This window comes from Alterinioella sp. B-7 (assembly GCF_056857775.1).
In genome coordinates this window covers 173,066-191,722 of sequence record NZ_JBSXNT010000023.1, presented here as the reverse complement: position 1 = coordinate 191,722, position 18,657 = coordinate 173,066, and the positions used below count along the sequence as shown (strand labels likewise).

Genomic DNA, 18,657 nt, shown 5'->3' with positions numbered 1-18,657 from the left:
GACCGCATTCATCGCTGGACGGGAAGACACCCGATCAGGCATATCACATCACGCCGCGACAAATCCCGGTCGCGGCATAACCGAGCGGGAAATCCACTTACGAAACGGCTCGAAACTGTTCAGACAAACCAAGCCACCTCTCATGAAACACCAGAGCAAGCATTTACCACAGGTCAGGTGCATGGCTATTTCAACTACGAAAGCTACAGCTATCCAGCATCGGGCTTGACCTATGATCCGGCTGGGTTGGCTCCGGGCGGCTTTGGATACCGGATGATGATGCACGAGCTTGGCCATGGTCTGGGTTTCGCCCATACGCATGACAATGGCGGCGGGTCGCCCCTGTTCCCGGGGGTCACGAACTCGAACGACTTTGGCGACAATGAGCTAAACCAGCAGATCTATACGATCATGTCCTATAACCGTGGCTGGGAAGTTGGCCAGGATCCACAGGGTTCCGGACTGGCGGCCTACGGTTACAATGTAGGGCTTGGCGCGTTCGATATTGCATTGGTGCAGTATTATTACGGGGCCGATACAAGTTTCAAGAACGGCAACACCACCTATATTATCCCCGAAGCGGGCGGCTGGCTCAGCATTTGGGATACCGGTGGCACCGACACGATCCGCTATAATGGATCGGGGGATGCGGTGATCAACCTGAACTCGGCGACGCTGGACAATTCCCCGACCGGTGGCGGGCCGCTGTCCTATATCATGAACGGCGGCGGCAACTCCTACTTTGGCGGCTTTACAATCGCGGCGGATTTCACGGACGCGCTTGGCAACCGGGGCAGGGAATCCGGCGTGATAATAGAAAACGCAACCGGCGGGTCAGGCGACGACAACATTACGGGCAACGGAGTCTCTAACAAATTGCTGGGTCGCAGCGGCGCTGACGAGATTGACGGATTGCGCGGCCATGACACGCTGCGGGGCGGATCTGGAAACGACACCCTCGACGGCGGGCGCGGCAATGACACGCTCCTGGGCAATGCCGACAGGGATAAGCTCATCGGTGGCAACGGCATCGATATCCTCAGGGGCGGGTCGGGCAATGACGTGGTTAACGGCACCAGGGGCAATCTGGACAAGATGTGGGGCCAGGGCGGGCGCGACGCCTTTATTTACCGCGACGGATTCGGGGCTGATCGCATCATGGATTTCGAAGATAATCGGGACACGATCCGCCTGGATGACAATCTCTGGGTCGGTAATCTGAGCGCGCAGCAGGTTCTTAATCAGTTCGCCACCGATACAGGCAACAACATTTTGCTGGATTTTGGTGGCGGCGATACACTTCTGATCCGCAACGTCGCCAATGTCAGCATGTTGCTGGACGATATCACGATCATCTGGGGGTGAATGAATATGGCCCGGGCGGGGGGGCGCATCGGCGGTTCATGACCCGATGCGGCCTTTTTGCCGCGCCCCTCTTATGGACAGGCCCGGTCAGCGCTGCTAGCAGGGCGCGACAGCGACGGAGCATGCGCCATGACAAAAGATTCCGATGGGCTGACCTATGCTCAGGCGGGCGTGGATATCGACGCCGGCAACACGCTGGTGGAGCGGATCAAGCCCGCCGCCAAATCCACCGCGCGGGCCGGCGTCATGGCGGGGCTTGGCGGTTTCGGGGCGCTGTTCGACCTGAAGGGGGCAGGCTTTGCCGATCCGATCCTGGTGGCCGCGACCGATGGGGTCGGCACCAAGCTGCGCATCGCCATTGATACCGGGATTTACGACACCATCGGCATCGACCTGGTGGCGATGTGCGTCAACGACCTGGTCTGTCAGGGGGCGGAGCCGCTGTTTTTCCTGGATTATTTCGCCACGGGCAAGCTGGATGTCGAAGCCGCGACGGTGATCATCGACGGGATCGCAGAGGGCTGCAAACGCTCCGGCACCGCTCTCATCGGCGGCGAGACGGCGGAAATGCCCGGCATGTATGCGGGCGGCGATTTCGACCTTGCGGGCTTTGCCGTCGGCGCGATGGAACGCGGCAGCGACCTGCCCAAGGGGATCGCGGCGGGTGATGTGCTGCTCGGGCTGGCCTCGGATGGGGTGCATTCGAACGGCTATTCGCTGGTGCGCCGGATCGTGGAGCGGTCCGGGCTGGACTGGCACGATGCCTCGCCCTTCTCGGAGGGCGCGCTTGGCGCGGGCCTGCTGGCGCCGACGCGGCTTTACGTGACCTCGGCCCTGGCGGGCGTGCGGGCCGGGGCCGTGAAGGGCCTCGCGCATATCACCGGCGGCGGGCTGACCGAGAACCTGCCGCGCGTGCTGCCGGAGGGGTGTGGGGCCGAGGTCGATCTGTCGGCCTGGCCGCTGCCGCCGGTTTTCCGGTGGCTGGCGGAAACCGGCGGGATGGAAGAGGGCGAATTGCTCAAGACCTTCAACGCGGGGATCGGCATGGTTGCCGTGGTGCCCGAGGCGCGCGCGCAGGAGGCCGCACGGATTCTCACCGACGCGGGCGAGACCGTCACCCGGATCGGGCGCGTGAGCGAGGGCGCGGGCATCAGCTACACGGGCGCGCTTCTGTGACCAGCCGGGTGGCCATCCTGATTTCGGGCAGCGGCTCGAACATGGTGGCCTTGGCCGACAGCATGACAGGCGATCACCCCGCGCGGCCCTGCCTGGTGCTGGCCAATTCGGCGGATGCGGGCGGGCTGGCGAAGGCGGCGGCACGGGGCATCCCCACCGCCGTCGTCGATCACCGGCCTTACAAGGGCGACCGTGCGGCCTTCGAGGCGGAGCTGGCGCGGGTGCTGGACGCGGCGCGACCGGATATCCTCTGCCTTGCCGGGTTCATGCGGGTGCTGACCGGGGGCTTCACCGCGCGCTACCAGGGCCGGATGCTGAATATCCACCCCTCTCTGCTGCCGAAATATCGCGGGCTCGACACCCATGCCCGCGCGCTGGCGGCAGGCGACGCCGAGCATGGCTGCACCGTGCACGAGGTGACGGCGGCGCTGGATGACGGGCCGATCCTGGGCCAGGCGCGGGTAAAGGTTCTGCCGGGGGATACCCCCGAAACGCTGGCCGCGCGGGTGCTGGTGCAGGAACACGCGCTTTATCCGGCGGTGCTGCGGCGGTTTGCGGCCGGGGACAGGCGGGTCGTGCGCCTGCCTTAGGTGGTTTCGACGCGCGGGCGCGCCGACCGGGGGGCGCCGCGGCTCGGGCCCCTTCGGGGCCGTCGCCACGACGCATTGCCATGGATAAATGCGAGGTCTGGAAAGAAGTGCAGGCGGCGCGCGTCGGGCCGGTGTCGGATGCCTTCGGCGAGGATATTTGGAGAACAAAGAAGGGGACGGTGCGCCTCTTTTCATTCCGGCGGGGCTGGCCTATGAGGGGATATGGCCCGAGCGGCCCAAGAACACCAACACACACAGGTATGACACCCCCGTGCCCAAGACCCTGACCACAACCGACGCGCTGGCCGAGTTCTGCGCCCGCGCCGCGCAATGCCCATATGTCACCGTCGATACCGAGTTCCTGCGTGAACGCACCTATTTCGCGCAGCTTTGCCTGGTGCAACTGGCCCTGCCCGGCACCGATGACAGTGATGCCGTGCTGGTCGATCCGCTGGCCGAGGACATGTCGCTGGAGCCGCTTTTCGAGCTCTTCCGCAACCGCGATGTGGTCAAGGTGTTCCACGCCGCGCGACAGGATCTGGAGATCTTCCATGTCGATGGCGACGTGCTGCCGGAGCCGCTTTTCGACACCCAGGTCGCGGCGATGGTCTGCGGCTTTGGCGAACAGGTCGGCTATGAGACGCTGGTGCGCAAGATCGCCAAGGCTTCGCTGGACAAATCCTCGCGCTTTACCGACTGGTCGCGCCGCCCGCTGACCGATGCGCAGAAGACCTATGCGCTGGCCGATGTGACGCATCTGCGCCAGATCTACGAATATCTCGCCGCCGAGCTGGAGCGCACCGGGCGCCGGGCCTGGGTCGAGGAGGAATTGCAGACGCTGACCAACCGCGAGGCCTATGTGGTCGAGCCGGACGAGGCCTGGAAGCGCCTCAAGACGCGGACCAATTCGGGCAAGTTCCTGGCCATCCTGCGCGAGCTTGCGAAATACCGCGAGGAGACGGCGCAGGCGCGCAACGTGCCGCGCAACCGGATCATGAAGGATGACGTGCTGATGGAGTTGGCCTCGACCAAGCCGAAATCGGTGCAGGATCTGAGCAAATCGCGCCTGCTGCAACGTGACGGACGCAAGGGCGATGCCGCCGAGGCGCTGCTGGCCGCCGTCAAGCGCGGGCTGGAGACCCGGCCCGAGGACATGCCGAAAGCGCCCGCGGGGCGCGACAAGTCGCAGATGAACCCGGCGCTGGCCGATCTTCTGCGCGTGCTCCTCAAGGCCAAGGCCGAGGAGGCGGGCGTGGCGCAGAAGCTCATTGCCTCCTCCGCCGATCTGGACGATATCGCCTGCGGCACGCGCGACGGGCTGTGGGCGCATGGATGGCGTGGGCAGGTGTTCGGCGAGGATGCGCTGCGGCTTTGCGAGGGCGAGATCGCGCTGTCGGCCAAGGGCCAACAGGTCAAGATCATCCCGGTCTGATCAGGGGTTACTGGCGGCTGACCGTGCGGCGGTTCTGCTGCCCGATCACGGTGATCGAGCGGATGCCGGCAAGATCGAAGCGATTGAGCGCGGTGCCCGCCAGCACCTCGCGCGAGCGTTGCGTGGAGACGCGGGTGTTGGGATCGAGCGGCTGGAAGACGCGGAATTCAAAGACCATTTCGCCACCCTCGCGGGACACTTCCACAAGGTCGGCCTCCCAATAGCCTTGCCGGGGCGGCAGGCCCATGGCGCTGATTACCGCGCCGCCGGGGTTGGGCACGACGGACAGGCTGACGATCTCGGTCACCAGGCCGCGCGGATCGGTCTCGACCTCATCCGCCGTCACCTCGATGCGTTCCTCGCGGTCGCCGCCGAACCAGTTCATCGGGTTCCAGCGCGTGGCGCATCCCGTGAGGCCGAGCACAAGGACGAAGGTGATCAACAGGCGAAATGTCATGGCGGGGTCCCTCGCGTAAGCTGCTTCTGCCTAGCGCATCCTTTGCGTGTTGAAAAGCGCCTCTGGACCTTTGCCGGTTTGGCACATACCTAAATGCCGACCGACCAGGAGGGATGAATGGCAACCGACGCCTTTGAAGAGATCGCGGAGACGTTCGAGTTTCTCGACGACTGGGAAGACCGCTATCGCCATGTGATCGAGTTGGGCCGCGCAATGGAACCGCTGGACGAGGCGTTTCGCGTGCCCGCCACCAAGGTCGATGGCTGCGCCTCGCAGGTCTGGCTGTTGCCGCAGATCGAGGGCGCGGGGCGCGGGGCCGAGTTCCATTTCCGGGGCGAAAGCGATGCGATGATCGTGCGCGGGCTGATCGCGGTGCTGGCCGCACTCTATAACGGGCTGACGGTCGAGGAGGTGCTGCGCGTCGACGCGGGCGGTGAACTGGCGCGGCTCGGGCTCAACGATCACCTGTCGGCGCAACGCTCGAACGGGCTGCGCGCGATGGTGGAGCGGATCCGGTTCCTGGCGGGCGAAGCGGCGGCGGCGTGAGCGGTGCGTTGACGCGCACCCTACGGGTTGGCCACGGCGCCAAGCTCGGTTTCCAGGTCGCCGTATCCGGTGCGGCGCAGCTCGAAATCAAGCTTTAAGAACGCCGCGCAAGTCTTTGCCTTTTCAACCAATTTCGGATCGTTTACCTGCGCCTGGTAGACCAGTTTCGTGTAATTGCCAAAATACATGTCGCGCAGCTCCGGGTGGCGGTCGAGGCCCAGGGGGCGGGTGACGAAGGCGTCGAACTGGCGGACAAGGAAATCGGTCAGGTAGAAGGCGGTGATCTCATCGTCATGGGCGGCGAAGGCGTCATTGCCCTCGAAGAAGGAATAGCAATGGGGCCCGCGCATCATCTGCACGCCGAGGTCTTCGCAGCGCTCTGCAAGCAATCCGCCAGTGCCGCAATCGGCGTAGACGACGAACACCTCGTCATAGCCGTCGCGATGCTTTTCGACCGCCGCCCCGACCGCGTCGGGGATTTTCTCGGGGCTGTTATGCAGGATCGCGGGCAGGCAGTGCAGGTCCAGATGGTCCCATCCGTTCAACCGTTTCAGCGCCACGATCTCATGCGCCAGCGCGCCGCAGGCCAGGAGCAGCACCTTGCCCCGGCCCGCCGCCGCAAGCCCCGATTGCGTCAGGGTGCCGTCAGCGGGAAGCGCCCCGTCCCTCATCGCCGCCGCCTTTGCGCAAGGATCAGGGCCAGCGCGATGCCGGTCAGCAGCGGCGCGGCAAGGGGCAGGGCGGGCACCGTCCCGGCGGCCAGAAAGGCAACACCAAGGGTCAGCGCGGCGGCCAGCACAATACCGGCGATGAGGGTGAGGAACCGTGTATCCATGCCCTCAATATGGCCCCGGCGCGGGCGATTTCCTAGGGCAGGCGCGACAGGATCGGTCCCGCCGCCGACCAGGTGTTGAAATCGGCCCGCCCCGTGCTACGGTTCGACCACTTTCGCGAACCATTTACAGGAACAGAGGAATTCTCATGGAACGTTTTATGACATTCGAGGGGCGGATCGGCCGTCAGGAGTGGTGGATCGGCATCGGCATCCTGATTGCCATCGGGATCGTTGTCGGGCTTATCCTCGGCCTGATCTTCGGCGACGGATTTTTCGGCCGTCTCATCCAGCTGATCATCTCCGTCATCATGCTGGCGCTTTTCGCGGGCCTGTCGGTGCGGCGGCTGCATGACCGTGAGAAGGGGGCGAATCCGTGGCTCTGGATCTTCATCGCGCCTTCGCTGGTCTATAATGTGATGAACCTGCTCGGCATCGGCTTTTCGCGCATCGAATTCATGGGCGAGAGCATCTGGGTGCCGGGGCTTCTGGCCTCGCTTGTGCTGTGGATTTCCGCCATCGTCGGCATCTGGGCGATCATCGAGCTTGGCGTTCTGAAGGGCACCGATGGCCCCAATGAATACGGGGCCGATCCCGTCGCCTGACGCCTATCTGCTCCGCTTCGCCCCCATCTGGGTCAGGGCGAGACCCGCCAGAATGATGGCCCCGCCGATCGCATCGCGCGGGGTGAGGCTTTCGCCGAGGACCAGTGCCGCGATGCTGACGCCGACCACCGGGATCAGCAATGCGAAGGGTGTGACCAGCGCCGCCGGATGACGCGCGAGCAGCGCCCCCCAGATCGAATAGCCAAGCACGGTCGAGGCCAGCGCGACATAGATCACCGCCAGCCAGCCCTGCGCCGACATTGCGGCGATGGTGGCGAAGGGGGCGGGGCCTTCGACGGCCACGGACAGCGCCAGCATCGGCAGCGGCGGCACCAGGCTGGCCCAGATGAAGAGCGCCAGCGTGTCGACCCGGCCCACCCGTTTCAGCACCAGGTTGCCGCAGGCCCAGGACAGCGCCGCCATCAAGAGCAGCGCCAGCCCCAGGCCGGTGACATTGCCCCCCGAACTTGCCGCGAAGACCCCCAGGCCTGCCAGCGCCAGGGCAAGGCCCTCGATCTGCAGTGGCCGGATCCGCTCGCCGAAGACGAGGAAGGACAGCGCGATGGTCAGCGGGGCCTGCATCTGAATGAGGAGCGAGGCGAGGCCCGCGCTCGCCTCCGCGTTGAGGGCCGCGAAGAGGAAGGCGAACTGCCCCATATTGATCAGCGCGCCCACGGCGAGGATCCGGGACCAGGGCAGGGCGGGGCGTTTGAGCACCGCGATCAGCGGCACCAGGATCGCAAAGCGCAGGCCGACCATCAGGAAGGGCGGCACCTCCTCCAATGCCAGTTTCATCGCGGTGAAATTGCTGCCCCAGGCCAGGATCACCAGCGCGATCAGGCCGATGTCACGCGGCGGCACGGGGGGTGACCTCCTGCCGGCCCTGGGGCGTCAGCAGCCAGGCGCGGCGGCCCTCGATCACGACGGCGGAGAGCGGCCCGCCATAGGCCGCGCCGGTGTCGATGGCCAGGCGGTTGCCGTGATGCTCGACGCGCTCCACCGGCGTGTGGCCATGCACGATCAGGGGCCCATGATTGGCGCGGCTGTCCAGGAACCGGTGCCGGATCCAGTAGAGATCCTCCGGATCCTGGTTGGCGATCGGGATGCCGGGGCGGATGCCTGCATGGACGAAGAGGCAGCTTCCATGCGCGAAGGAAAGCGGCAGGGAGGCCAGAAACGCGACATGCGCGGGGGGCACGGCCTGCCGGGCCTGCGCGTGGATCTCGGCCGGGCCCGCGTCGATATCGACCCCGTAGGAGGCCAGCGTCTCCAGCCCGCCGAGACGGGGGTTGAGCCAGGTGAGATCGGAGCGCAGGCGCGGATCGGCGCGGGGGCTCTCGGCCATGAACTGCACGAACATGTTGTCGTGATTGCCAAGCAGAACGGTGACGCGGGCATCGGCGCGGGTGAGGTCGAGCAGGTAATCGACGGTGGCGGCACTGTCGGGGCCACGGTCGACAAGATCGCCCACCTGCACCAGCGGTGCCGTCCGGTCGCCGCATTCGGCCCGGTCCGCCTCGATCAGCGCCAGCGCGCCTTCCAGCTTGGCCAGGTGGCCGTGAACATCTCCGATCGCGTAAACCCTCATGGGCCAGAGATAGACCGGGGATGGCAGCGAAAGGCAAGGGGGCAGGCGTGGTTCTAGACGAAGTCGAATTGCCAGAGCACGAAGAGGGAGAGGGCGGCGGTGAGAAGAAGGCGCGTGATCAGGCTGCGCCAGTTCTCCGGCCCCAGATCGCGCAGGCCCCGATGGGTGCCATAGGCCAGCGCGGCGGCGGCGATGAGGGCGGCCAGCGCGGGCGCGTCGGGCAGGAACAGGATGCGGTCGGCCAGCAGCAACAGAAGGGCCGCGGCCAGCGGGGGCCCCGCGCGGCGGATCAGGTTGAGCGCCAGCCCCGCTTGCCGGGCGCGGCGCGGCTCGGCGATGACGCGGCGCGCCCAGGAGAGGCCGGTGATCGCGGCATAGGTGGCAAGGATGAGGGCAAGCGGCGCGGCGAGGCCGGTGAGGAGCATTGGCTTTTCCTGAATGGCTGCCAGTCTGATCTAGGGGCTGCCGGTGACGATTGCGAGATGTCAGCGCAAGGTCTCGATCGGCCCTTCTGCGGCGCCGGTGATGAACTGGCGCAGATAGGGGTCGCTTGCGGCGTCCATCTCGGCCACTGGTCCCTCCCACCGAATCTTGCCCCTGTGCAACATCGCCACCCGGTCGGCGATGGCGCGGACGCTGGACATGTCATGCGTGATGGTCATCGCGGTCGCGCCCATCTCGACCACGATCTCGCGGATCAGGTCATTGATGACGCCCGCCATGATCGGGTCGAGCCCGGTGGTGGGTTCGTCGAAGAAGATCACCTGCGGATCGGCGGCGATGGCGCGCGCGAGGCTCACCCGCTTTTGCATGCCGCCCGACAACTCTGCGGGGAATTTTTCGGCCACCTCCCGCCCGAGACCGACACGGGCGAGCTTGGCGACCGCGATCTCGCGCGCCTCCTCGACCGGTTTCCTGAGCGAGCCGCGCAGCAGGCGAAAGGCTACGTTCTGCCAGACCGGCATGGAATCAAAGAGCGCGCCGCCCTGGAAGAGCATCCCGAACTTGGCCAGGAACGGATCGCGCTCGGCGCGGGTCACGTCCTCGCCGTCAAGCAGGATCTGGCCCTTGTTGGGGTTGACGAGGCCAAGGATACATTTCAACAGCACCGACTTGCCGGTGCCCGAGCCGCCGATGATGACGGTGGAGGTTCCGGTTTCGACATTGAGGTCGACGCCGCGCAGGACCGCGTTTGACCCGAAGGATTTATGAAGCCCGGTGATGTCGATCATGCGGTGAAGAACAGTTCTGTCAGGAGGTAATTGGCCGCCAGGATCAGGATCGAGGCGGAGACGACGGCATTGGTGGTGGCCTTCCCCACGCCGCGCGCGCCGCGCCCCGAGGACATGCCGTGAAAGCAGCCCATCAGCGCCACGATGAAGCCGAAGACCGCCCCCTTGACCAGGCCCGAGGCGACATCCCAGAACTCGAGGAAATCGACGGTGTTGGTGATGTAGCCGACCTCGTTGAAGCCAAGCCGCGTCGTGCCCACGAGGAAGCCGCCGAAAATGCCGATGCTGTCGCCCGCCGCCACCAGAACGGGCAGGGTCAGCGTCGCGGCCAGGAGGCGCGGCACGGTGAGGTATTTCATCGGGTTGGTGGAGAGCGTGACCAGCGCGTCGATCTGCTCGGTCACCTTCATCGTGGCGATCTCGGCGGCGATTGCCGAGGCGACGCGGCCCGCCACCATGAGGCCGCCCAGGACGGGGCCAAGCTCGCGCGCCATGCCGATGGCGACGATGGAGGGCACGACAGCCTCGGCATTGAAGCGCGAGCCGCCGGCATAGATCTGCAAGGCCAGCGCGCCGCCGGTGAAAAGCGCGGTGAGGCCCACGACCGGCAGCGACAGCCAGCCGATCTGGATCAGCTGCACGGCAAATTCACGCGGATACCAGGGCGGGCGCAGGATGTGGCTGACGGCCTGAAAGAAGAACAGCGCGACGCGCCCGATGGCGGCCAGAAGCCCCAGGGTCGAGCGGCCGATGGCGGCAAGCGGCGCGGTCAGGATCATGGTGCGGCTCCGGTATAGTGGCGGGTGTAGCGGGCGCCGAGCGCGGTGAGGATCTCGTAGCCGATGCTGCCCGCCGCGCGGGCGAGGTCGTCGATGCTTTGCGCCGGGCAGATCAGGTCGAGGTGATCGGGGCAGCTTGCCAGATGGGTGATGTCGGCCCCCATCAGGTCCATCGAGACGCGGCCCGCGAGGGGGCAGGCGATGTCGCCCGCGAAGACCTGCGCGCGGCCGCTGATCGCGCGCAGGATGCCGTCGGCGTATCCGGCGGCGAGTGTGGCGATCCTGGCGGCGGCATCGGCCCTCCAGGTGGCGGAATAGCCGACCGCTTCGCCGGGGCTGAGGGGCCGGGTCTGGATGACGGGAAGGGAGAGGTGGATGACGGGGGTGGCGTCAGTGAAGGGCGCGCCGCCGTAAAGGCCGATGCCCGGACGGCAGAGGTCGAAATGGTAGTCCGGCCCAAGCAGGATACCTCCGGTGGCGGCCAGGCTGCGGGGCACGGTGGTACCACCCGTCATCTCGCGAAAGACGCGCAGCTGGTCGGCGTTTTGCGCACTGGAAGGATCGTCGGCGGAGGCCAGGTGGCTCATCACCAGCGTCAGGGGACCGGCCTGGAGCGTGCCGCGGGTCGCGGCCCAATCGGCGGGCTCCATCCCGAGCCGGTTCATGCCGCTATCGAGTTGCACGCCGTAAGGCGCATCCGGCAGCGCGGCGCGGTGGCGGGCGGCCTGTTCGGGGCTGTTCAGCATCGGGACCAGACCGGCCTCATGGATGAGCCCGGCGTCGCCCTCCATATGACCCGAAAACACGTTGATCTCGGGCCCTGGTCCAAGCACCTCGCGCAAGGTCGCGCCTTCCTCGGCGATGGCGACGAAGAACCGTCGCGCACCGGCTTGTGCCAGACGCCGCGCCACCGGGCCGACACCCAGGCCATAACCATCGGCCTTGACCACGGCCGCGGTCTCAACGGCCGTCATCGCATCGAGCGCGGCCCAATTGGCCGCGATTGCGTCAAGATCGATATGAAGCTGCCCGGTCGCCATGAGGGCCTTAGTCGGGCCTTGCCGCGCCGGGGTCAAGGCAGCACGGGGAGGCACCCGTCGCGCCGTGAGTATTTTTGCCAAGAAGATACGACAATTTGAATAAATTTTTCCATCTTCTTGGTCCAAATACTCAAGATCCGGACCGTGATACCGGGCGCGCGCTCAGAACCCCTGATCCGCACCTTGTTGCCAGGGCTTGACCAGGTTGCCGAACTTGGTGAAGCGGCCCTCGAAGCTGAGCTCCACTGCGCCGACCGGGCCGTGGCGTTGCTTGCCGATGATGACCTCGGCCTTGCCGTGCAACTGCTCCATGTCCTGCTGCCATTTCGCCATGGCCTCCAGGTTCTCCTCGCCCGGTTTCTCGCGTTCTTTGTAATACTCGCCGCGATAGACGAACATGACCACATCCGCGTCCTGCTCGATCGAGCCGGATTCGCGCAGGTCGGAGAGTTGCGGCCGCTTGTCCTCGCGCGATTCCACCTGGCGGGAGAGCTGGCTGAGCGCGATGACGGGGATGTTGAGCTCCTTGGCGATGGCCTTCAGACCTTGGGTGATCTCGGAGACCTCGTTGACGCGGTTGTCGGCCTTGCCGGTGCCGCGCAGAAGTTGCAGGTAGTCGACGATCAGAAGGTCCAGCCCCTGGCGCGAGCGTTTCAGACGCCGCGCGCGGGCCGCGACCTGGGAGATTGGCAGGGCGGGCGTGTCGTCGATATAGAGCGGGCAGGCCTCGAGGTCTTGCGCCGCGCGCAGGTAGCGCTGGAACTCTTCCTCATTCAGGTCGCCCTTGCGGATCAGCTCGGAGGGCACTTCGGCGGCCTCCGAGAGGACACGTTGCGCCAGCTGTGCCGCCGACATTTCCAGGGAGAAGAAGCCGACCACACCGCCCTCGATCGTGCCCTCGCTGCCATCCTGTTTCTGGCCGCGTTTCCACGCCTTGGCGACGTTGAAGGCGATGTTGGTCGCCAGCGAGGTCTTGCCCATTGAGGGACGGCCCGCAAGGATCAGCAGGTCGCTTTCATGCAGCCCCCCGAGCATCTTGTCCATATCGGCCAGCCCGGTGGAAATGCCCGCCAGCCCGCCGCCGCGATTATAGGCGGCGTTGGCGATATCGACCGCATCGGTCAGCGCGCGCAGGAAGCTCTGGAAGCCCTTCGAGGCGGTGCCGGTGGAGGCCAGCTGGAAGAGCTTGGCCTCGGCCTCGACGATCTGGTCGTCGGGCGTGCTGTCATCGCGCACGGCTTGCGCGGAATCGGCGATGTCCTTGCCGAGCGAAATGAGCGACCGGCGCAGGGCGAGGTCGTGGATCAGCTGCGCATAGTCGCGCGCCGCCGTGGTGGCGATGGCCGAAAGCTGCATGCGCAGCAGGTATTCCGCCCCGCCAAGCGCCTTCAGGCCGGGATGGTCGGCCATGAAGTTCTTCAGCGTGGTGGCGTCGGTCTGCATCCCCTTGGTGATCCGGCCCGAGGCCAGCGCGAAGATGTCGGCATGGACGGGGTCGTAGAAGTGATCGGGCTTCACCAGGTCGTCGACCCGGTCCAGCACATCGTTGGAGGAGAGAATCGCACCCAGAAGCTGCTGTTCGGCCTCGACGTTATGGGGAAGTTCCGCCGTATCAGCGGCTTGGCTGGTCTCGCCCGGTATCGTGCTGATCTGGTTCATGCCCTCTGCCCCCTGTTTTTTCTGCCCCGTCGGCCCGGTCATAGCCCGAACGGGGGTTGCATCTCAAACCCTAAGACAGGGTTGAAGCGGCATTTCCTGTGGAGAATCTGGGGACAAGTCCCGGCCCCCGCCTTGCCGTTTACGTCACGGCGCAGCGTAGCACATCAAGCCCTGCATTGTCTGCCGCAGGCCACATCTTGTGGTAATAATCGTTAACTCAGGCCGGGTTACGCGCCGCGCGCCAGGCTTCGGGATCGGTCAGGAAGGCCTCGACCGAGGCCAGCGTCGCATCGTCGAAATCGCCCGCGCGGCGGGCCTCGGCCAGAACGTCCCACCAGGTGCAGAGGTAATGCAATTCGACCCCGTGTTCCGCCAGGCGCGGGATGGTCTCGTCGAAGATGCCATAGTAGAAAATGACCGCCGTATGCCCGCAGGTCGCCCCTGTCTTGCGGATCGCGTCGACGAAAGCCAGTTTCGAGCCGCCATCGGTGGTCAGGTCTTCTATAAGAACCACCCGGTCGCCGTCGCCCATCTGCCCTTCGATCTGCGCGTTGCGGCCGTGGCCCTTGGGCTTCTTGCGCACATAGGTCATCGGCAGGGCCATGCGTTCGGCCACCAGGGCGGCAAACGGGATGCCCGCCGTCTCGCCGCCCGCGACATTGTCGAACGCCTCCAGCCCCGCCTTGCGCATCAAGGTGCAGGTGAGGAAATCCATGAGCGTGGAGCGGATGCGCGGGAAGGAAATCAGCTTGCGGCAATCGACATAGGTGGGCGCCTCCTTGCCGTTGGAATGCACGTAAGGTGTCTCCGCGTTGAAATGCACGGCCTTGATGTCGAGCAGCATCCGCGCGGTCATCCGGGCCATCTCGAAATCGGTGGGGTAGCTGCTTGGGATCATGCGTGGCCTCTTGTGGCGGGCCGGGGGAGCCTCCGGCGGGGATATTTGAGGAACAAAGAAGCGGTCAGGTCACGCGCCAAAAAAGCGGATGACCGGGGTCGAACAGGGTGACGGGGCCGTTAGGCGTGGCGATCTGGGCCGGGTAGTCGACAGGCGTGGCTGATTTGACGAGGGAGATGGTGTCCTCATTGGCGGGCAGCCCGTAATGCGCGGGGCCGTTGAGCGAGGTAAAGCCCTCCAGCTTGTCCAGCGCGCCTTCCTCCTCGAACACATGCGCGAGGCAGGAGAGCGTGTTGGTCGCGGTGAAGCAGCCGGCGCAGCCGCAGGCGGTTTCCTTGGCGGCGTCAAGATGCGGGGCGCTGTCCGTGCCGAGGAAGAAACGCGGGTTGCCCGAGGTGGCGGCGCGGCGCAGCGCCTCTTGATGCGTGGCGCGTTTGGCGACCGGCAGGCAGTAATAATGCGGGCGGATGCCACCCGCCAGGATGTGGTTGCGGTTGATCATCAGGTGATGCGTGGTGATGGTGCCCGCGATCTCTCCGTCGGCTTGCGTGATGTAATCGACGCCCTGGCTGGTGGTGACATGTTCCAGCGTCACCTTCAGCCCCGGCGTGGCGCGGCGCAGCGGGTCGAGGACGGTGTCGAGGAATATCTCCTCGCGGTCGAAGATATCGACACTCGGATCCGTGACCTCGCCGTGGAAACAGAGCGGCAGGCCGATCTCGGCCATTCTCTCCAGCACGCCCCGCACATTGTCGAAATTGGATACGCCCGAGGCGGAGTTCGTGGTGGCCCCCGCCGGGTAGAGTTTCACCGCCGTGATCAGGCCGCTCGCATGGGCGGCGGCGACATCCGCCGGGTCGGTCTCCTCGGTCAGGTAGAGCGTCATCAGCGGCGTGAAACCGCTGCCCTCGGGCAGGGCGGCGAGGATCCGGTCGCGGTAGCGGGCCGCATCCGCCGCCGTCACCACCGGCGGCACCAGGTTCGGCATGATGATGGCGCGGGCGAAATCGCGGGCGCTTTCGGGCAGGACGGCCCGCAACATCGCGCCGTCGCGCAGATGCAGGTGCCAGTCATCGGGGCGGCGGAGCGTCAGGGTGTCGGTCATGGCCTGCCGGTTACACGAGGCAAGCCCCCCCTGCAAAGCGCAAAATCGCGTGGGCGCGGCGATTCCCGTGCTTTCGCCGCCGTTTCGGGCGCGCTATACCCCCTGCGCGACTGCAAGGATGAGGACGACCGCCATGATCATGAGCTTTCTTCTGGGCCTGTTGGCCGGGTATCTGACGCCGATTGCTGACCCCCATGTCAAACGCTCGGTCGAGGAGGTGTTCGACATCGCGATCCCGGTGGAGCGGAGCGAGTATGACATGCTGACCCTGCTGATCGCGCTGGCGCTGGCGGCACTTCTGCAAGCGCTCTGGGGGCAGGTCTGGGCGCTGCCCCTGATTGCGGGGGCGTTCCTGGGGCTTTTCGGCAAGCGGTTCTACGAGGCGCTGACCACCAAGACGATCCGCCCCGGCGGCGGGCGGGACTGACCCGCGCAAACGCCTGCCCCGGCGGCGTTTCTTGAACGCTCCGTCCCGGTCGCGCGACCCATGGGGGCGCCGTGATGTGCTGCCGGACCGATACGTCATGCCCCCGCGATAGGGGCTGGTCAGATGGCCGATTGCGCGCGACACTGATGCAAGCGGGTCCGCCCCTGCGCCGTATTCCCGGCGCCGGGGATATTGAACGGTCCCCCGAAACCGGATTTTGCAAGGAGACCCCTGATGTTTCACTCAAAGCGTATTGCCGCCGCGGTCCTGCCGACCCTGGCCCTCACCACTGGCGCGGCCCTGGCCGAGTGTCCGACCTCGATCGCCGACACCACCGACAGTATCTATGTCACCTTCAACGATTTCCACATCCGTTACGAATTGCTGTCCGACGGCACGGTGATGGAGGAGGAGACCAATTTCGACGACGGCTCGGGCTTTCGCGTCAAAAGTCTGCGCGGGGCCTATGTGCTGCAATCCTGGTCGACCCAGAACGGCATGATCGTGCCGCAGACCGGTGAGGCTACGACCTGGGCCGTGGGCCCGGTGAACCTGCCGGTCCTGAGCGCGGGGCAGAGCTGGTCGGGCTCGACCGTGCGGCTGCATGACGATGGCGCGCGCGCCGTGGAAACGGTGACGGTGGCGACGCAGGCCGCGCGCCAGACCATGATCGGCACTTGCGCCTATGAAAGCTGGCCGATGGTGGTGACGACCTCGCCCGATGACGGCACCGCCGATTACATCGACTACCTGACCTATCTGCCCTCGCTCGGGATCGCGATCTATCATGGCGGCATCCAGGAGGGTGAGCCGTTCACCCGCGATGAGCCGACCTCGATCTCGACCGAGCCGCCATTGCAGGGCGAAACCGGGTATCTTCTGGACGGCGCGGCCCCGATGCCGGGCAACCCGACGCCCGCGGCACCGCCGGGCCAGCCGGACCCGAACAAGTAAGGCGAGGGCGGGGGGCTATTCCCCCGCGACGGCCACCTGGTCCCGCGCGCCGGTCATCTTGGCCTCGATCGCCGAGAGGCGGCGCGCGAAATGCGGCGCGCCGGTCGCGTCCAGCCCGCGCCGCGCGACAATGGCGGCCAGTTTCAGCCCGCCGCGTTCCTCGGCCCGCGCCAGCAGCGACAGCAGGTAGCGCCGGTTGCTCTGTTTGAGCCGCCGGGTGATCTGGGCAAAGCGTAGCGGCGTCATGCGGTTGTTGGCGGTGGCTTTCAGCATCCGGTCGAGATTGCGATGCGGCTCCAGCAGCGACAGGATATCGGCGCCGCCGCCGCGAAAGCGCAGCCGTTGCGTTGTTTTTGCACGAAAAAGCGCGGCATGGGCGGCGTCCAGCACCTCCAGCGGATCGTAGACGATGAAGGCCTGCGATGCGCCTTCGACCATGTCGGGGGCATAACCGTAGCGGTCTGTGAAAGTCTTGCGCCAGGCGGCGCGAAAGCGCAGCTCGAACGGGGCGGCCGCGCGGTCCAGCGTGGCGGCAGGCGACAGTGCCAGCACCTTGGCCCCTGGCGCGGTAACGGAAAACGCCGCCGCCGCATGGCCGCACATCGGGCCTGCGCCCAGGAAGATGACCTTGTCGAAACTGTCGAAAAACCCTTCATCGACCAGCTTGTCGAAAAAGCGGTAGAGGCCGGGGTCGCGGAACCAGCTGCGCCCCTCGGCCAGGATGCTGAGCATCGACCATTCGCGTTTCTTGACCGCCTCGAATCCCACCGGCAGCGCATCCTCGCCCTTGTCGATGACGCGCGCGACCTCGTCGAACGTGACCAGCAGCGTGTTGCCTTCCTGCACGTAGAGCGCATGGTGATCGGCCCCCAGACGCTCAAAAAACCCGTGCATCTTGCCGATCTCCACCATGCGCGCCTGCCAGTCGGCGCGGGTCGGACGGGTGGGGGCGTTGGCGGGGGTCGGATCGGGCATGATGGGACACTCGTATCAGGGGCGGTTTTTCGGGTCTTTGTGGCCCGCGACTATGGCACAGAAACGGGGAGAATGCGCAATTTCTTTAAGGAAAGCGCGGCTATTTCCGGCCTCCACGGCCACGCGCGCGTGACAATCAGCAGGTGCCGGGCGGGATTGGTGACAATACCGGGAAACTTTATCGAAACTTAAGACCTGTGGCAGGGATCGCGCGCCGCGGGAGGCTTGTGGGGATTCGCACACCAAACCGGTTTTTCGTTGCGGCATGCTGCACGCTTCACTTGGATTTTTTGCCGGGAGTTTGGTAACTTAACCCGAACCCGCCCGATAAGCGGGATCACAAGAATTGTTTTTGACCTAGGAGATACGTCATGATCAAACGCCTTTTTGCCACCCTGGCCTTCGCCATCGGCCTTGTGGGGGCGGGACAGGCTCTTGCCTGTCCGAACTGGAACAATCCGACCGTGTTCGGCCAGCAAAGCCTTCAGGCCGGATTCCTGCCTGACCCTTACGTGCGCAACCTGACCGCCGGCGGGCGGGTGAACCTGGCCGATTGCAGCCCCTACCTAGGTGCGGGGTGGGTGGTGTCGCGGCCAGATTTCCGGCTGCAATACCAGGGCACGTCGCCCACCGGACGGCTGACCTTCGCGCTTGAGGCGCGGTCAAATGTCGACCCGATCCTGGTGGTGAATGCGCCCGATGGCTCGTGGTATTACAATGACGATTATCGCGGCTTCAATTCGGCCATCGTCTTCACCAACCCGATGTCGGGGCAATATGATATCTGGACCGGCAGCTACAACCGCAGCTCCAACAACCCGGCGCAATTGATCATCACCGAATACAACTACTGATCCTGTCCTGAACCGGGACCGCGCGGGCCGCCTCCGAGTGCCGGGGGCGGCCTGTTTGCGTCCGGGGGCGACTGGCGAAAACCCGCCGGTGCAGGCCCGGCGCGGGAACCCTTGCGTATCCATGGCCGTTGATCCCGCGAACC

The 18,657-nt window shown here is 65.6% G+C and carries 22 protein-coding genes; 9 read left to right on the top strand and 13 right to left on the bottom strand.

Annotation, left to right across the window (positions count from 1 at the left end):
- From AC13C7_RS04730 to rnd, 4 genes are all read left to right on the top strand, one after another.
- Positions 1–1,365 (top strand): hypothetical protein (locus AC13C7_RS04730; protein WP_482866750.1); only part of this gene is annotated, 1,365 nt, incomplete at its 5' end.
- Between the two features lie 129 nt (positions 1,366–1,494).
- On the top strand, positions 1,495–2,541 hold the full coding sequence (purM, locus tag AC13C7_RS04725; RefSeq protein WP_482866749.1) for a phosphoribosylformylglycinamidine cyclo-ligase: 1,047 nt from the start codon (positions 1,495–1,497) through the stop codon (positions 2,539–2,541).
- A complete protein-coding gene (purN, locus tag AC13C7_RS04720) occupies positions 2,538–3,131 on the top strand; it encodes a phosphoribosylglycinamide formyltransferase (protein WP_482866748.1) in 594 nt (197 codons plus the stop codon). The genes purM and purN overlap by 4 nt, the downstream gene beginning before the upstream one ends.
- A gap of 271 nt (positions 3,132–3,402) precedes the next feature.
- Positions 3,403–4,563 (top strand): ribonuclease D, encoded by a 1,161-nt coding sequence (gene rnd / locus AC13C7_RS04715; protein ID WP_446120732.1) that lies wholly within the window; start codon positions 3,403–3,405, stop codon positions 4,561–4,563.
- 7 nt (positions 4,564–4,570) lie between these two features.
- Here the strand turns inward: rnd and AC13C7_RS04710 are convergent, their stop codons facing one another.
- Positions 4,571–5,020 (bottom strand): hypothetical protein, encoded by a 450-nt coding sequence (locus AC13C7_RS04710; protein ID WP_172319395.1) that lies wholly within the window; start codon positions 5,018–5,020, stop codon positions 4,571–4,573.
- Positions 5,021–5,137: 117 nt separating this feature from the next.
- On the opposite strand from AC13C7_RS04710, the gene AC13C7_RS04705 reads away from it, so the two are divergent.
- On the top strand, positions 5,138–5,566 hold the full coding sequence (locus AC13C7_RS04705; protein ID WP_172319394.1) for a SufE family protein: 429 nt from the start codon (positions 5,138–5,140) through the stop codon (positions 5,564–5,566).
- Positions 5,567–5,586: 20 nt separating this feature from the next.
- On the opposite strand, the gene AC13C7_RS04700 is transcribed toward AC13C7_RS04705, so the two are convergent.
- Together AC13C7_RS04700 and AC13C7_RS04695 are read right to left on the bottom strand one after the other, a co-directional pair.
- The gene (locus tag AC13C7_RS04700; RefSeq protein WP_482866747.1) at positions 5,587–6,237 is read right to left on the bottom strand and encodes a DUF1638 domain-containing protein; all 651 of its coding nucleotides are present in this window, start codon (positions 6,235–6,237) and stop codon (positions 5,587–5,589) included.
- Complete coding sequence (locus tag AC13C7_RS04695) at positions 6,234–6,401, bottom strand: hypothetical protein (RefSeq protein WP_446120708.1); 168 nt, start codon at positions 6,399–6,401, stop codon at positions 6,234–6,236. The genes AC13C7_RS04700 and AC13C7_RS04695 overlap by 4 nt, the downstream gene beginning before the upstream one ends.
- Positions 6,402–6,547: 146 nt before the next feature.
- Between AC13C7_RS04695 and AC13C7_RS04690 the strand changes: the two genes are divergently transcribed.
- Positions 6,548–7,003, top strand: coding sequence for a DUF805 domain-containing protein (locus AC13C7_RS04690; RefSeq protein ID WP_172319391.1), 456 nt, complete (start codon positions 6,548–6,550; stop codon positions 7,001–7,003).
- A 3-nt stretch (positions 7,004–7,006) separates the two neighbouring features.
- On the opposite strand, the gene AC13C7_RS04685 is transcribed toward AC13C7_RS04690, so the two are convergent.
- The 9 genes from AC13C7_RS04685 to pyrC form a co-directional block, all read right to left on the bottom strand.
- The gene (locus tag AC13C7_RS04685; protein WP_482866746.1) at positions 7,007–7,864 is read right to left on the bottom strand and encodes an EamA family transporter; all 858 of its coding nucleotides are present in this window, start codon (positions 7,862–7,864) and stop codon (positions 7,007–7,009) included.
- Positions 7,851–8,591, bottom strand: coding sequence for a metallophosphoesterase family protein (locus AC13C7_RS04680; protein WP_482866745.1), 741 nt, complete (start codon positions 8,589–8,591; stop codon positions 7,851–7,853). Before AC13C7_RS04680 ends, AC13C7_RS04685 begins: the two co-directional genes overlap by 14 nt.
- Positions 8,592–8,644: 53 nt before the next feature.
- Positions 8,645–9,016 carry a hypothetical protein gene (locus tag AC13C7_RS04675; protein ID WP_482866744.1) on the bottom strand — a complete coding sequence of 124 codons (372 nt, stop codon included), beginning with the start codon at positions 9,014–9,016 and terminating at the stop codon, positions 8,645–8,647.
- 60 nt (positions 9,017–9,076) lie between these two features.
- A complete protein-coding gene (locus AC13C7_RS04670) occupies positions 9,077–9,823 on the bottom strand; it encodes an ABC transporter ATP-binding protein (RefSeq protein WP_482866743.1) in 747 nt (248 codons plus the stop codon).
- On the bottom strand, positions 9,820–10,602 hold the full coding sequence (locus AC13C7_RS04665) for an MlaE family ABC transporter permease (RefSeq protein WP_172319386.1): 783 nt from the start codon (positions 10,600–10,602) through the stop codon (positions 9,820–9,822). Before AC13C7_RS04665 ends, AC13C7_RS04670 begins: the two co-directional genes overlap by 4 nt.
- A complete protein-coding gene (gene alr, locus AC13C7_RS04660; RefSeq protein WP_482866742.1) occupies positions 10,599–11,642 on the bottom strand; it encodes an alanine racemase in 1,044 nt (347 codons plus the stop codon). Before alr ends, AC13C7_RS04665 begins: the two co-directional genes overlap by 4 nt.
- A gap of 162 nt (positions 11,643–11,804) precedes the next feature.
- A complete protein-coding gene (locus tag AC13C7_RS04655) occupies positions 11,805–13,301 on the bottom strand; it encodes a replicative DNA helicase (protein ID WP_172319384.1) in 1,497 nt (498 codons plus the stop codon).
- Between the two features lie 217 nt (positions 13,302–13,518).
- A complete protein-coding gene (locus tag AC13C7_RS04650) occupies positions 13,519–14,199 on the bottom strand; it encodes an orotate phosphoribosyltransferase (RefSeq protein ID WP_482866741.1) in 681 nt (226 codons plus the stop codon).
- Between the two features lie 64 nt (positions 14,200–14,263).
- Complete coding sequence (gene pyrC / locus AC13C7_RS04645) at positions 14,264–15,304, bottom strand: dihydroorotase (protein ID WP_482866740.1); 1,041 nt, start codon at positions 15,302–15,304, stop codon at positions 14,264–14,266.
- A gap of 133 nt (positions 15,305–15,437) precedes the next feature.
- On the opposite strand from pyrC, the gene AC13C7_RS04640 reads away from it, so the two are divergent.
- Entirely contained in the window at positions 15,438–15,731 is a 294-nt protein-coding gene (locus AC13C7_RS04640) for a hypothetical protein (protein ID WP_482866739.1), read from the top strand.
- A 234-nt stretch (positions 15,732–15,965) separates the two neighbouring features.
- Positions 15,966–16,685: a hypothetical protein gene (locus AC13C7_RS04635; protein WP_482866738.1), complete on the top strand. Its 720-nt coding sequence runs from the start codon at positions 15,966–15,968 to the stop codon at positions 16,683–16,685.
- Between the two features lie 15 nt (positions 16,686–16,700).
- On the opposite strand, the gene AC13C7_RS04630 is transcribed toward AC13C7_RS04635, so the two are convergent.
- Positions 16,701–17,660 carry a phosphoadenosine phosphosulfate reductase gene (locus AC13C7_RS04630; RefSeq protein WP_482866737.1) on the bottom strand — a complete coding sequence of 320 codons (960 nt, stop codon included), beginning with the start codon at positions 17,658–17,660 and terminating at the stop codon, positions 16,701–16,703.
- Positions 17,661–18,031: 371 nt separating this feature from the next.
- On the opposite strand from AC13C7_RS04630, the gene AC13C7_RS04625 reads away from it, so the two are divergent.
- Positions 18,032–18,514, top strand: a complete 483-nt coding sequence (locus AC13C7_RS04625) for a peptidase S1 (protein WP_172319378.1) — start codon at positions 18,032–18,034, stop codon at positions 18,512–18,514.
- The last annotated feature ends 143 nt before the right edge of the window (positions 18,515–18,657 follow it).

Excerpts from the sequence above, each read along its gene's own strand:
- purM (WP_482866749.1), top strand. The coding sequence starts at position 1,495 with ATGACAAAAGATTCCGATGGGCTGACCTATGCTCAGGCGGGCGTGGAT.
- AC13C7_RS04710 (WP_172319395.1), bottom strand. The coding sequence starts at position 5,020 with ATGACATTTCGCCTGTTGATCACCTTCGTCCTTGTGCTCGGCCTCACG.
- AC13C7_RS04705 (WP_172319394.1), top strand. The coding sequence starts at position 5,138 with ATGGCAACCGACGCCTTTGAAGAGATCGCGGAGACGTTCGAGTTTCTC.
- AC13C7_RS04700 (WP_482866747.1), bottom strand. The coding sequence starts at position 6,237 with ATGAGGGACGGGGCGCTTCCCGCTGACGGCACCCTGACGCAATCGGGG.
- AC13C7_RS04695 (WP_446120708.1), bottom strand. The coding sequence starts at position 6,401 with ATGGATACACGGTTCCTCACCCTCATCGCCGGTATTGTGCTGGCCGCC.
- AC13C7_RS04690 (WP_172319391.1), top strand. The coding sequence starts at position 6,548 with ATGGAACGTTTTATGACATTCGAGGGGCGGATCGGCCGTCAGGAGTGG.
- AC13C7_RS04680 (WP_482866745.1), bottom strand. The coding sequence starts at position 8,591 with ATGAGGGTTTACGCGATCGGAGATGTTCACGGCCACCTGGCCAAGCTG.
- AC13C7_RS04675 (WP_482866744.1), bottom strand. The coding sequence starts at position 9,016 with ATGCTCCTCACCGGCCTCGCCGCGCCGCTTGCCCTCATCCTTGCCACC.
- AC13C7_RS04670 (WP_482866743.1), bottom strand. The coding sequence starts at position 9,823 with ATGATCGACATCACCGGGCTTCATAAATCCTTCGGGTCAAACGCGGTC.
- AC13C7_RS04665 (WP_172319386.1), bottom strand. The coding sequence starts at position 10,602 with ATGATCCTGACCGCGCCGCTTGCCGCCATCGGCCGCTCGACCCTGGGG.
- alr (WP_482866742.1), bottom strand. The coding sequence starts at position 11,642 with ATGGCGACCGGGCAGCTTCATATCGATCTTGACGCAATCGCGGCCAAT.
- AC13C7_RS04655 (WP_172319384.1), bottom strand. The coding sequence starts at position 13,301 with ATGAACCAGATCAGCACGATACCGGGCGAGACCAGCCAAGCCGCTGAT.
- AC13C7_RS04650 (WP_482866741.1), bottom strand. The coding sequence starts at position 14,199 with ATGATCCCAAGCAGCTACCCCACCGATTTCGAGATGGCCCGGATGACC.
- pyrC (WP_482866740.1), bottom strand. The coding sequence starts at position 15,304 with ATGACCGACACCCTGACGCTCCGCCGCCCCGATGACTGGCACCTGCAT.
- AC13C7_RS04640 (WP_482866739.1), top strand. The coding sequence starts at position 15,438 with ATGATCATGAGCTTTCTTCTGGGCCTGTTGGCCGGGTATCTGACGCCG.
- AC13C7_RS04635 (WP_482866738.1), top strand. The coding sequence starts at position 15,966 with ATGTTTCACTCAAAGCGTATTGCCGCCGCGGTCCTGCCGACCCTGGCC.
- AC13C7_RS04630 (WP_482866737.1), bottom strand. The coding sequence starts at position 17,660 with ATGCCCGATCCGACCCCCGCCAACGCCCCCACCCGTCCGACCCGCGCC.
- AC13C7_RS04625 (WP_172319378.1), top strand. The coding sequence starts at position 18,032 with ATGATCAAACGCCTTTTTGCCACCCTGGCCTTCGCCATCGGCCTTGTG.